This is a genomic window from Kineococcus aridisoli (genome assembly GCF_050871885.1).
Lineage (GTDB): Bacteria > Actinomycetota > Actinomycetes > Actinomycetales > Kineococcaceae > Kineococcus.
The window spans coordinates 36,122-47,756 of record NZ_JBJLSF010000031.1; the positions used below are offsets into that span (position 1 = coordinate 36,122).

12 protein-coding genes are annotated in these 11,635 nt (G+C 76.8%); 5 read left to right on the forward strand and 7 right to left on the reverse strand.

Annotation, left to right across the window (positions count from 1 at the left end; translation table 11 throughout):
• Nucleotides 1-82 precede the first annotated feature (82 nt).
• Both ACRYM2_RS10740 and ACRYM2_RS10745 read right to left on the reverse strand, forming a co-directional pair.
• Complete coding sequence (locus tag ACRYM2_RS10740; RefSeq protein ID WP_432522177.1) at nt 83-997, reverse strand: N-acetylglucosamine kinase; 915 nt, start codon at nt 995-997, stop codon at nt 83-85.
• Nucleotides 994-2,055, reverse strand: a complete 1,062-nt coding sequence (locus ACRYM2_RS10745) for an SIS domain-containing protein (protein WP_432522179.1) — start codon at nt 2,053-2,055, stop codon at nt 994-996. The genes ACRYM2_RS10740 and ACRYM2_RS10745 overlap by 4 nt, the downstream gene beginning before the upstream one ends.
• 112 nt (nt 2,056-2,167) lie before the next feature.
• Here ACRYM2_RS10745 and ACRYM2_RS10750 point away from each other — a divergent pair, with 112 nt between their 5' ends.
• Nucleotides 2,168-3,367: an ROK family protein gene (locus ACRYM2_RS10750; RefSeq protein WP_432522181.1), complete on the forward strand. Its 1,200-nt coding sequence runs from the start codon at nt 2,168-2,170 to the stop codon at nt 3,365-3,367.
• 18 nt (nt 3,368-3,385) lie between these two features.
• On the opposite strand, the gene ACRYM2_RS10755 is transcribed toward ACRYM2_RS10750, so the two are convergent.
• From ACRYM2_RS10755 to ACRYM2_RS10770, 4 genes are all read right to left on the reverse strand, one after another.
• Nucleotides 3,386-3,769 (reverse strand): nitroreductase family deazaflavin-dependent oxidoreductase, encoded by a 384-nt coding sequence (locus tag ACRYM2_RS10755; protein ID WP_432522183.1) that lies wholly within the window; start codon nt 3,767-3,769, stop codon nt 3,386-3,388.
• Between the two features lie 80 nt (nt 3,770-3,849).
• Complete coding sequence (locus ACRYM2_RS10760; protein WP_432522185.1) at nt 3,850-4,773, reverse strand: acetamidase/formamidase family protein; 924 nt, start codon at nt 4,771-4,773, stop codon at nt 3,850-3,852.
• 75 nt (nt 4,774-4,848) lie between these two features.
• Nucleotides 4,849-5,355, reverse strand: coding sequence for an FBP domain-containing protein (locus ACRYM2_RS10765; protein WP_432522187.1), 507 nt, complete (start codon nt 5,353-5,355; stop codon nt 4,849-4,851).
• A gap of 344 nt (nt 5,356-5,699) precedes the next feature.
• Nucleotides 5,700-6,575, reverse strand: a complete 876-nt coding sequence (locus tag ACRYM2_RS10770; RefSeq protein ID WP_432522207.1) for a 3-methyladenine DNA glycosylase — start codon at nt 6,573-6,575, stop codon at nt 5,700-5,702.
• A gap of 180 nt (nt 6,576-6,755) precedes the next feature.
• Between ACRYM2_RS10770 and ACRYM2_RS10775 the strand changes: the two genes are divergently transcribed.
• From ACRYM2_RS10775 to aroC, 3 genes are all read left to right on the forward strand, one after another.
• The gene (locus tag ACRYM2_RS10775; protein WP_432522189.1) at nt 6,756-7,091 is read left to right on the forward strand and encodes a bifunctional 3-phenylpropionate/cinnamic acid dioxygenase ferredoxin subunit; all 336 of its coding nucleotides are present in this window, start codon (nt 6,756-6,758) and stop codon (nt 7,089-7,091) included.
• 73 nt (nt 7,092-7,164) lie between these two features.
• Nucleotides 7,165-7,641 carry an Lrp/AsnC family transcriptional regulator gene (locus tag ACRYM2_RS10780; protein WP_432522191.1) on the forward strand — a complete coding sequence of 159 codons (477 nt, stop codon included), beginning with the start codon at nt 7,165-7,167 and terminating at the stop codon, nt 7,639-7,641.
• Between the two features lie 55 nt (nt 7,642-7,696).
• Nucleotides 7,697-8,935 (forward strand): chorismate synthase, encoded by a 1,239-nt coding sequence (aroC, locus tag ACRYM2_RS10785; protein ID WP_432522194.1) that lies wholly within the window; start codon nt 7,697-7,699, stop codon nt 8,933-8,935.
• A 15-nt stretch (nt 8,936-8,950) separates the two neighbouring features.
• On the opposite strand, the gene ACRYM2_RS10790 is transcribed toward aroC, so the two are convergent.
• The gene (locus tag ACRYM2_RS10790; protein ID WP_432522196.1) at nt 8,951-9,526 is read right to left on the reverse strand and encodes a TetR/AcrR family transcriptional regulator; all 576 of its coding nucleotides are present in this window, start codon (nt 9,524-9,526) and stop codon (nt 8,951-8,953) included.
• A gap of 187 nt (nt 9,527-9,713) precedes the next feature.
• Between ACRYM2_RS10790 and ACRYM2_RS10795 the strand changes: the two genes are divergently transcribed.
• On the forward strand, nt 9,714-11,635 hold a 1,922-nt coding region (locus ACRYM2_RS10795; RefSeq protein WP_432522198.1), incomplete at its 3' end, for an MMPL family transporter.

The following is an 11,635-nucleotide window of genomic DNA, read 5'->3' on the forward strand; positions in this document are numbered from 1 at the left end:
CTCCTGGTCGGTGGCAGGTCGGTGGCAGGTCGGTGGCAGGTCGGTGGCAGGTCGGTGGGGCGGTGGCGGGTCGGTGGGCGGGTCAGCCGGGCAGCGAGGGCAGTCGTTCCCCGGTGGGGGCGGCCGCCCGGGCCAGCTGCACGGCCCCCGCGACCGGGGGGCCGTGCAGGACGGTCACGCTCAAGTGCGGTGCGGCGGCGCCCAGGCGGGCGCGGAACTCCTCGACGTAGTCGCCTTGCGCGGCCGCCACGCTGCCCCCGACCACGACCCGGTCGGAGACAGCGCCCTGGCGGGCGACGGAGACGACGGTGGCCACCAGGGAGTCGACGGCGGCGGAGACCACGCGCCGCGCGAGCGGGGAGCCGGAGGCGTCGGCCTCGAACACCGCGGGCGCGTAGCGCGCCCACTGCTCGGGGCGGCCGACCATCATCGCCATGCCCAGCTTCGACAGGCTGTCGCGCCCGGAGGCGCGCAGGAGGGCCGCGGTGAGGACGCGGTCGCCGGTCCCGGCGTCCCGGGCGGCCAGGGCCGCGCGCACGGCCTCGCGTACGAGACCCGTCGCGCCCCCGTCGTCGCCGAGCAGCCAGCCGGCTCCACCGGCGTGGACGGTGTCTCCGGTGGCCGTCGTCCCGACGGCGATGGAACCCGTGCCGCAGACGAGGCCGATCGCGTCGGGGTGGCCGGCGGCCAGGCCGAGGAGCTGCCCGTCGTTGACGACGCGGGCAGGCGAGCCGGTGCGCTGCTCGAGGGCGCTCTGCAGGGCGCGGCACTCGCGCCCGGTGTCGCACCCGTGCGCGCCGACCCCGACGGCCACCGCGTCGGCGGCGCCGTGGGAGCGCAGCAGAGCGGCCAGCTGGGCCGCCTTGTCCGCCCAGCCGCGCCCGCGCCAGTCGAGGGTTGCGACGCTGACGTCGGCGCGGACCTCGCCGCCGGCGCGGTCGACGACGCGCAGCGCGGTCTTCGACCCCCCGACGTCGATGCCGGCGAGCACGCTCACGGAGTGCCGGCGAGGACCTGCTGCACGCTGTCCACCTTGGTGTCGTAGCGGGTGAACGCGCGGTCCTCGACGTCACGGCCCAGCGCCCGGGCGGTGTGCAGGACGAGCTGCTGCAGCAGGGCGACCTGCACGACGACCCGCTGCGCGGGCGGCAGGGCGGGCAGCCGGACGACGCTGACCGCGGAGGTGTCGGCGGTGGTCCCGAACTCGACCTCGTCGGCGTCCAGGTCGACGACGAGCAGGACGGGCACGCCCTTCTCGGACAGCTGCCCGGCCAGCAGTGCCTCGCGCTCGCGACCGAGCAGCACGTGGCTGGTGGTGGACCCGGCGCAGTCCATCGGCCCGTGCAGGTAGCTGCGGGTGTCCATCGCGGTGGACGGCAGGGAGGGGCCCTCGCGGAACAGCAGCGCGCCCTGCTCGGCGGCCGTCAGGTCCGGTGCGGCAGCGGCGAGGTCGACGGTGCCGGCGGCGGCGACGCGGGCGCCGAAGGCCCGCAGGACGTCGTCGTGCTCGCGCACGGCGGCCTCCGCGGTGGCGGCCAGGTCGTCCCAGCCGGGACCGACGGCGCCGCGGGAGAGGTAGTCGCCCAGCATGCCCAGCGCGGCGACGGTGGCGGTGAAGCCGATGGAGGACATGCGGCTGTCGTCCAGGTCACCGACGCTGAGGACGGTGCCGGCCTGGTCCTCCAACGGCGACCCGGCGTGGTTGACGACGGCGACGCGGCGTTCGCGCGGGACGGTGAGCAGGGCCTGCAGGGTCTCCCGGGAGCGGCCGCTCTGGGAGATGCCGACGTACACGTCGGCGAGATCGGCGCCGGCGTCGGGCACGTCGGCGCAGCTGCTGCGGTAGGCGCGGATGCCGTTCTCGCGCAACGCGTACGCGGGCGTGGCGGCGGCCGCGTGGCTGGCGCCGATGCCGGCGAGCAGCAGCGAGCGCCCGCGCAGGTGGTCGGCCGCGCCGGAACCCAGCCAGTCGCGGACGGTGGCGATGGAGGTCTCGAGGCCCTCGCGCTGGACGGCGATGCCGTCCTCGAAGCTGAGCCAGGTGTGCTGCGTCATCGGTCCCCTCGGAGGTGTCGTCGATCAGGTAAGTAAAATTGACTTACTAGGACCGGTCTCGTCAAGGGGTGCGGACCGGGCAGGATCGGCACATGCGAACGGCGGAGGCCCCATGACGACCAGCGACCACGTCGGCCTGTCCGAGACCGAGCGCGCCGTGCTGTCGGTCGTCCTCACCCGCGGTGAGACCACCCGCCCGGAGATCGGGGGCGAGCTGGGGCTGTCCAAGCCGACGGTCTCCGCCGCCGTGAGCCGGCTGGAGGCGGAGTCCCTCGTGCACGCGGTGAGCGCCCGCCAGGGCAGCCTCGGGCGGGCCGCGGCCGTCTACGCCGTCGCCCCCACCGCGGGCTGGCTGCTCGGCGTGGACGTCGGCTCCACCCGCGTCCAACTGCTCGCCCGCGCGCTGGACGGGCGCACCGTCCGCAGCTCCCGCCGGGAGCTGCGCCGCCGCGGCGGCGACGTCCTCGACGCGCTGCGCGAGGAGGTCGCCGGCTACCTGCAGGACCTCCCCGCCCGGTACGGACCCCTGCGATCGGTCGGCATCGCACTGCCGCGCATCATCCCCGACTACGTCGCCGCCGCCACGGCCGAGCGGGCCGGGGCGGAGCACACGCTCGCCGGCATCCTCGACGCCCTCGCGCTGCCGGCGGGGGTGCCGATCCTGCTGGAGAACAACGTCAACTGCGCCGCCCTCGCCGAGATGGAACGCGGCGCCGCGCGCGGGCACGACGACTTCGTGTTCCTGCAGGTCGGCGTCCGCGTCGGAGCCGGCATCGTCGCCGACCGGCGCGTGCTGCGCGGCGCGCACGGAGCGGCCGGCGAGGTCGCGGCCGTCCCCGTCGGCTGGCCCGCCCGCGAACCGGCCTCCCCCACCGAGCTCGAGCAGTACCTGGGGTCGGCGAGCTTCCTCGAGCGCTGCCGCGCGCAGTGGGACGACGCCGAGGTGCCCGCTCCCCGCAGCCTCCCGGGCTTGTTCCGCCACGCCGAGCGCGGCCACCAGGTCGCCGTCCGGGCCGTGGAACAGCACGCCCGGGACGTCGCCCACCTCGCGATGACCCTCTCGGCGGTGCTCGACCCCGGCCTGCTCGTCCTCGGCGGCGGCGTCGGGCAGAACGCGCTCATGTCCGCGGCCGTGCACCGAGCCGTCGCCGAGCGCGCCGGCGGATTCGACGTCGCGGCCAGCGCCCTGGGCGACCAGGCCACCGTCGAGGGCGCGGTCGCCCTGACGCTGGACCGCACCCTGACGAGCATGCTCGGCAGCCGCCACGTGCCCCGCCTCGACCAGCGCACGACCGTCCTGACCACCGGCTGAGGCGCCGCCCAGCGAGCCTCAGCCGGCCACGACGTCGAGGTCGAGGAACTCCTCGACCCCGAGCAGGCCGAGCACCGCGCGCACCGGCCCCGGCAGACCGGCGCGCTCCGGGTCGCGCACCACCCGCGGGGCGGTGAGCTCCAGCACGCGCCCGCGGGTGAGCAGCCGGCAGCCGCCGGCGGCCAGGACGTTGCGCACCCAGTCGCTGCCCGCGCCGTAGGTGAGGGCGATCCGCACCCGCCCGCCGCGGTGGAAGACGTTGACGGGCACCCGGTGGGCGCGCCCGGAGCGGCGGCCGCGGTGCTCGAGCACGCCGAAGCCCGGGAGCACCGGCGCGGCGCGCACGACGACGCGGTTGAGCCCCCGGCGGTTCAGCCGCGCGATGCGGCGGGGCAGCGGCACGGCGCACCTCCTGCGGTCGGCGGGGCACCAGGGTGCCCCCCGCGGGGCGCTCCCGGGAAGGCCCGCGGCGGAGGCCGCCCTCAGCCGCGGCGGCGCAGCGCGCCGTGCGGCCACACCGCGTGCACGCCCCAGGTGTCGTTGACGACCTGGGTGATGCGCAGGTCGACGGCGGTGCTGGCCAGCGCCAGGGCCGTCTCGAAGCCCACGCCGAGCTCGGCGGCGATCCAGGTGACGACGTCGGCGAGGGCGGCGTCGGTGGCCCGGTTGAGGTCGGCGTCGAAGCCGAAGGTGATGCGCTCGTGCGGGGTGGTGGCGTGCACGGTCGGCAGCGCGGCCGCCTCGACGAGGTCCAGGTGCAGCTCGGTGGTCATCCCGCACTCGATCGCCGTGCCGCACACCTCCCCGTCGCCCTGGGCGGCGTGCCCGTCGCCGACGCACAGCAGCGCGCCGTCCACGTGCACCGGCAGGAACAGGGTGCTGCCCGCGACCAGCGAGCGGCAGTCGACGTTCCCGCCGCACCCGGGCCGCGGCGGGATCGTGGAGTGCTCCCCCGGCTGCGCCGGGGTGGTGCCGACGACGCCGAGGAACGGGGCGGTGTCGACCTCGATGCCGAGCTGGTTGACGGCGGTCCCGGCGCTGTCGTCCACCTCCCACAGCAGCAGCTCGTCCCGGCGCACGCCCAGCCGCCGGTTCAGCGGGGTCGGGGCGCCGGTCGCCGTCCACCCCCAGCCGTCGGTGCGCAGCGAGCGCAGCGTCACGGCGAGCACGTCGCCGGGGCGCGCGCCGGCCACGGCGATCGGCCCGGCCAGGCAGTGCCCGCGGCTGGTGGCGAACGCGCGCTCGCCCGCGCCGTCGGGCAGCCGCGGGCGCTCCAGGTACCCGCGGGCGTCGAGGGTGCGCACGGTGACGGTGTCCCCGGGCTCGACGGTCAGCACCGGCGGCAGCGCGGGGTCGAAGACGTCGGTGAGGAGGGGGCGCTCGGCCGGCAGGACGTGGGAGGTCACCGCCCGATCCAAGCGCCCCCGCCGCCGCGCCGTCGACCGGGTCCCCGGCGCGGGCGGCCGGGGACCCGGCGGGCGTCAGCGCCCGCGCACCACGCCCTCGACGAAGCGGCGGGAGCGCTCGCGCAGGCCCTCCACGCGCTCGGCGACGAACAGCGCGCGGACGTCCTCGTCGTCCGTGCCGACCTCGCTGGCGGTGGGCACCCGCCGCACGTTCTGCGAGCAGGTGAACTCCTCGCAGACCAGGGTGCCCACGGAGTTGCCGGCCCGGCCGGCGGCGCCGGCGCGGCGGGCGACGAGGAGGACGGCGTCGGTGGAGCGCACGTCCTGGCACCAGGCGCACAGCGTGGTGCGGCGCACCCGGGTGGGGTCCGGGGCGGTGGCGCGCAGCAGCAGGCCGGCGGGGGCGCCGTCCAGCTCCAGCACCACGTAGGCGGACTGGGGCGAGCGGCGGTCGCGCCAGCCCAGGTAGTCCAGGCGCTCCCAGGGGAGCGCGTCGAGGTCGGGCAGCGCGGCCGAGGCCGCCTCCCGGCGGGTGGCGTTGGCGAAGGACGCGCGGATCTGCTGCTCGGTCAGGGGGTGCACGGCGGTTCGGCTCCGGTCTCGTCGGTGGCCGCGGCCCAGTGCGGGCGGCGGCGGGGCGGGGACGGCACCGCGCCCGCGCACCGCTCGAGCCCCACCGGCGCGCGCGGGCACCCGGGCAGCCGGGAGCGCGCGAGGAGGTGGTGCGGGAGTCAGGGGCGCCGGACGCGGGTCCGGCCGGGAGCCGAGCAGGCCGGGACGGCCACCTCGCACCCTGCGGCGACGTCGCGCACGCGCCCGCTCCTCGCTCCGACGGTCCGCCGGCCCCACCGGCCGGCGGGGCGATGCTACGTCGGCGCCGCCCGCGCCTCCAGCGGGATACCGCCGGGGGCGGCGCGGGCCACCGCTCAGGCGGCGAGCAGCCGGTCGCAGACCGCGACGAGCGCGGCGCGCAGCGGATCGGCCCGCTCGGCGAACTCCCGCTGCGCGCGCACGTACTCGGCCTTGCCCTCCGGCGTCTCGATCGCCACCGGCGACCACCCCAGGGAGCTGACGTCGTACGGGGAGGCGCGCATGTCCAGGACGCGGACGTCGCGGGCGAGCTCGAAGCAGTCGAGCAGCAGCTCCCCCGGCACGGCCGGCGACAGCTTCATCGCCCACCGGTAGCAGTCCATCGTCGCGTGCAGGCACCCCGGCTGCTCCTGCGCCGCCTGCGCGGTGCGCGTGGGCCGCAGCTCGTTGAGGCCGACGGCCGAGGGCGTGAAGAACCGGAACGCGTCGAAGTGGCTGCACCGGATGCGGTGCGACTCCACGACGGCGTCGGTGCCGGCGTGCCCCAGCCGCAGCGGCAGCCCGGCGTGCCGGACCTCCTCGGGGCGGGCGCGGTGGACCATCGCCCACTCGTGCAGGCCGAAGCAGGCCAGCTGCGCGGGGCGGCCGCGGGTGCCGGCCAGCACGTCCCGGGCCAGCCGCACCGTCGGCCCGCGCTGGGCGAGCAGGGAGGCGGCGTCGACGCGGACCCCGCCTGCGGTGCGCTCGTAGTGCGCCCAGCCGGCCCGCCCGCGCCCGTCGCCGCCCGGGTCGCCGTCGTCCAGCAGCAGCTCGACCCCGACGCCGGGGTGCCAGCGGCGCAGCCGGCCGGGGGCCCAGGAGTAGTAGGTGAAGAGGAAGTCCTCGACCGGGTGCGCCCGCCCGTCGCGGCGCCGCTGCGCGGCCGCGGCCGTCAGCGCGTGCGCGCGCTCCTCGTGCGCGGCCTCGCGCTCGCGCCACCGCGCGGCGGGCAGGGCCTGCGGCCGCGCGGGGTCGAGCGGCTGCGCGGGGTCCTGCGGCTGCACCGGCTCGAGCGTCTCCACCGGGTCAACCGTAGCGAGCGCCGGGGCGCCGGGGCGCCGGCGCGGACGCCCGCGCCTACGATCGCCGGGCGATCACGGGCGCGCGCGAGCGCGAGGAGGAGGACTGCGGCGATGGCTGGTGTGCGGTGGGTGGCGTGCTCGGTGGCGGAGCTGCCGCCCGGTGAGGTGGTGCGGGTGGACCGCCCGGAGCTGGGTGCGCCGGTGTCGGTGTTCAACGTCGACGGCGAGCTGTTCGCGATCGACGACACGTGCACGCACGCCGAGGAGTCGCTGGCCGACGGCTGGGTCGAGGACTGCGCCGTCGAGTGCCCCCGGCACGCCTCCGCCTTCGACCTGCGCACCGGTGAGCCCTCGGGTCCGCCGGCGATCCGGCCGGTGCGCACCCACCGCGTGGAGGTCGTCGACGGCGACGTGGTGGTCGAGGTCGGGACGCCCCCGGCGCCCTGATGCGCCGGATGCACAGCGAGGACACGGCTCGCTGGGCACATTGACCGACGGATCACGCCCCGGATGCGCCAGGATGTCGTCCGTGCGCCGTCTCGACACCATCGATGCCCGGATCCTGCTGGCCCTGGACGAGGACCCCCGCGCGACCGTGCTCGGGCTCTCGCGCCAGCTGGGCCTGGCGCGCGGGACGGTGCAGGCGCACCTGGAGCGGCTGGAGTCCGACGGCGTGCTGCACCGCTTCTCCCGGCGGCTGGCGCCCGCGGCGCTCGGCTTCTCGGTGTCGGCGTTCGTGATGATCGAGATCCACCAGGGGCAGCAGGACGACACCCTGGCCCGGCTGCGCGAGACGCCGGAGGTGCTGGAGGTCCACGGCATCACCGGGGACGGCGACCTGATGTGCCGCGTCGTGGCCCGCGACGCCGACGACCTCTACCGCGTGGGGCAGGGGCTGCTGTCGATCCCCGGCGTCGTGCGCACCCGCACCTCGCTGGCGATGCGCGAACTGGTCCCCTACCGCATCGATCCGCTGCTGTCCGGTCTCACGGACTGAGCGGAGCACCGCGCGCGCACCGGCGCCCGCCCCGGCGTGGGGCAGAATCGGGGGCGTGTTGCGGTGGCTGACGGCAGGCGAATCCCACGGACCCGCTCTGGCGGGCATCCTCGAAGGCCTCCCGGCGGGCGTGGAGGTCGACAGCGCGCAGATCCGCGCCGCCCTGGCCCGCCGCCGCCTCGGCCACGGCCGCGGCGCCCGGATGGGCTTCGAGCAGGACGAGCTGGAGGTCATCGGCGGCATCCGGCACGGGCGCACCCAGGGCGGGCCGGTCGCGCTGCGCATCGGCAACTCCGAGTGGCCGCGCTGGCAGGAGGTCATGGCCGCCGACCCCGCCGACGAGCAGGGCCGCCGCTACGACGAGCCCGGCCGGCTGCCCGCGCGCGGGCGCTCGGCGCCGCTGACCCGCCCGCGCCCCGGGCACGCGGACCTGACGGGCATGCAGAAGTACGGCTTCGACGACGCCCGCCCCGTGCTGGAGCGCGCCTCCGCCCGCGAGACCGCCACCCGCGTCGCGCTCGGCGAGGTGGCCCGCGCCTTCCTCGCGCAGGCCGTCGGCGCCGAGGTCGTCTCCCACGTCGTCTCCCTGGGCACCGTGGAGGCCCCGCCGGGCGTGGTGCCGGCGCGCGGGCAGCGCGAGGCCATCGACGCCGACCCGGTGCGCTGCGCCGACGCGGACACCAGCGCCCGCATGGTCGCCGAGATCGACAAGGCGCACGCCGAGGGCGACACCCTGGGCGGGGTCGTCGAGGTCGCCGTCCACGGCCTGCCGCCGGGGCTGGGCTCGTACGTGCACTGGGACCGCAAGCTCGACGCCCGCCTGGCCGCGGCGCTCATGGGCATCCAGGCCATCAAGGGCGTGGAGGTCGGCGACGGCTTCGAGACCGCGCGCCGCCGCGGGTCCGCCGCGCACGACGAGATCGAGCGCACCGACGGCGGCGAGCAGGCCGCGGGGATGACCGTGCGCCGGCGCACCGACCGCGCGGGCGGCATCGAGGGCGGGATGACCAACGGCGAGGTGCTGCGGGTGCGCGCCGCGATGAAGCCCATCTCCACCGTCCCCCGCGCCCTGGACACCGTGGACACCGCCTCCGGCGGCGCCGCGCAGGCCATCGCCCAGCGCTCGGACGTGTGCGCGGTCCCCGCCGCGGGCGTGGTCGCCGAGGCGATGGTCAGCCTCGTGCTGGCCGACGCGGTGCTGGAGAAGTTCGGCGGCGACAACGTCGAGCAGGTGCGCGCCAACGTCGCCGGCTACCTCGAGGGCCTGGCCATCAGGGTCGCGCCCGGCGCCTGAGCGCCGCGCGCCCGGTCAGCGGCGCCGGCCCAGCAGGAAGCGCCGGCCGAGGTCCAGCAGGTGGGCGCGCAGGTCCTCGTCGGGCACGTGGAAGGTCTGCGGGTCGCCCAGCGGGCCGACGAGGCCGGCCAGGAAGAAGGCGACGTCGATGCGGCGCTCGTCGTCGGCGTCGGGACCGGCGAGCAGCCCGCGCAGCTCACCGGCGACCACCCGCAGCCGCGGGTGCTGCTCCTGCAGGTGCACGGCCACCGGGTCGGTCACGGCCACCACGTACAGCCGGCGCACGTCGACGATGAGGTCGACGAGCCCGCTGAGCGCCGCCTCCGCCTGGGCGCGCCACCCGCGGCGCGCGTGGGCCCGCTCGACGATGCCCGCGACCCGGTCGAGGAAGGGGTCGATGACCCCCACGACCAGCTCGTCCTTGGTCTTGTAGTGGTGGTAGACGGCCGCCTTGGTGACGCCCACCTCGTCGGCGATCATCTGCAGCGACGTCCCGCTGACCCCGTGCTCGGCGAACAGCCGCAGGGCCGCGGCGTGCAGCCGCTCCCGGCCGGCGCTCGCGGGACGCTCCTCGCGAGCTGCCGTCGTCATGTCCCGAGCATATCCGCGCACCCGCCGCCCACCTTGCCGAACGGCTGGGCGGGAACCTGCCGATCGGCTAGGGCGTTCGGTTGTCGACCGGCTGGCCGCGGGATACCGTCGGCCCGCCGGCCCTCCGCGTCGCCACCGGTGTCGACGACCCGCCGCACCCCCGCGACCTCGTCGAAGGAGCCTCCCGATGGCCACCCTGCTGTACCGCCTGGGCAGGTTCAGCGCCCGCCGCCACTGGCTGGTGCTCGCCGTCTGGGCGCTCCTGCTGGCGGTCCTGGCCGCCCTGGCCCTCGGCCTGAAGCAGACCGCCCCCGAGGACACCGGCTTCTCCATCCCCGGCACCCAGGCCAGCGAGGGCCTGGACGTCATCGGGGAGGAGTTCTCCACCGGCACCGACGCGGCCACCGCCACCGTGGTCTTCCAGGCCCCGCAGGGGCGGACGCTGACGGCCCCCGCCGACGCGGCCGCCGTGCAGGGGCTGCTCGCGGAGCTGCGCGGCATCGAGGGCGTGGTCTCGGTCACCGACCCCTTCGCCCCGCAGTCCCCGCGGGTCTCGGCCGACCAGAGCATCGCCGCCGCCACCGTCACCTTCGACGGCGCCGTCGGCGACGTCGACGAGGCCACCACCGACGCCTTCGCGGACGCCACCGACGGCGACCTGCGCAGCGCCGACGGCACCGTGCGCGTGGAGACGACCTCCGACCTGGTCACCACGAGCGCCGGTCACGCCAGCGAGGCCATCGGCGTCGCCGTCGCCTTCGTCGTGCTCGTCCTCACCTACGGCTCGCTGGTCGCCGCGGGCGCCAACCTGCTGACGGCCGGCATCGGCGTGGGCGCCGGCTACCTGGGGATCCTGGCGCTCGGAAAGGTCGTCTCGCTGTCGACGACCACCCCGGCGCTCGCCGGCATGCTCGGCCTGGCTGTCGGCATCGACTACGCCCTGTTCGTCTTCGCCCGCACCCGCAGCGAGCTGCGGCGCGGCGAGAGCGTCGAGCAGGCCGTCGCCAAGGCCACCGGCACCGCCGGCACCGCCGTCGTCTTCGCCGGCACCACCGTCGTCATCGCCCTCGTGGGGCTGGCCGTGGTGGACATCCCGTTCCTGACGCAGATGGGCCTGGCGGCGGCCGCGACCGTGGCGACCGCCGTGCTCGTGGCGCTCACCGCCGTGCCGGCCTTCCTGCGGGTGCTCGGGCTGCGGGTGCTGCCGAAGAGGGAGCGCCACCGCGACCCGGCCGGCCTGCGGGCCGCCGCCGCGACGCGCGACGAGGCCGACTCCGCCGGGGCCCCGCAGGACGCCGCCCGCGGGCTGCTCGGGCGCTGGGCCCGTGCCGTCACCCGCCACCCGGTCATCGCGCTGCTGGGCGCCGTGCTCGTCGTCGGCGCGGTGGCGCTCCCCGTCGCCTCGATGCGCACCGCGCTGCCCTCGGCGGAGAACGACGACCCCGCCAGCTCCTCCCGCCAGGCCTACGACCTGCTCGTGCAGGGCTTCGGCCCCGGCTCGCAGGCCACGCTGCTCGTCGTCGTCGACGGCGACGACCCGGCGGCGGTGGCGAGCGCGGCCGGTGAGGTGTCCGGTCGGGTGCAGGGCCTGGAGGACGTCGTGGCCGTGACGCCCGCGGTGCCCTCCGCCGACGGCAGCACCCAGCTCATCACCGTCGTGCCCGGCAGCGGCCCCACCGACGAGGCCACCAGCGACCTCGTGCGCGCCATCCGCTCGGCCACCGACGACGTCGAGGGCGCCCGGGTCCTGGTGACCGGCCAGACCGCCCTCGACATCGACGTCACCGACGCCCTCGACGACGCCCTGCCGGTCTACATCGCCCTCATCGTCGTGCTGGCGCTGGCGCTGCTGGTGATGCTCTTCCGCTCCATCGCGGTGCCGCTCATGGCGACCGTCGGCTTCCTGCTCTCGCTCGGCGCGAGCCTGGGCTCGGTGGTGGCGATCTACCAGTGGGGCTGGCTGGCCGACGTGTTCCAGGTCACGCAGCCCGGGCCGCTGCTGAGCTTCATGCCGGTGCTGGTCGTCGGCATCCTCTTCGGCCTGGCGATGGACTACCAGATGTTCCTGGTCTCGGCGATCCACGAGGCGCACGCCAAGGGCCGCTCGCC

Bases quoted from the DNA above. Each gene is read 5' to 3' on its own strand.
- ACRYM2_RS10745 (WP_432522179.1), bottom strand. From the start codon at position 2,055: ATGACGCAGCACACCTGGCTCAGCTTCGAGGACGGCATCGCCGTCCAG.
- ACRYM2_RS10750 (WP_432522181.1), top strand. From the start codon at position 2,168: ATGACGACCAGCGACCACGTCGGCCTGTCCGAGACCGAGCGCGCCGTG.
- ACRYM2_RS10775 (WP_432522189.1), top strand. From the start codon at position 6,756: ATGGCTGGTGTGCGGTGGGTGGCGTGCTCGGTGGCGGAGCTGCCGCCC.
- ACRYM2_RS10780 (WP_432522191.1), top strand. From the start codon at position 7,165: ATGTCGTCCGTGCGCCGTCTCGACACCATCGATGCCCGGATCCTGCTG.
- ACRYM2_RS10790 (WP_432522196.1), bottom strand. From the start codon at position 9,526: ATGACGACGGCAGCTCGCGAGGAGCGTCCCGCGAGCGCCGGCCGGGAG.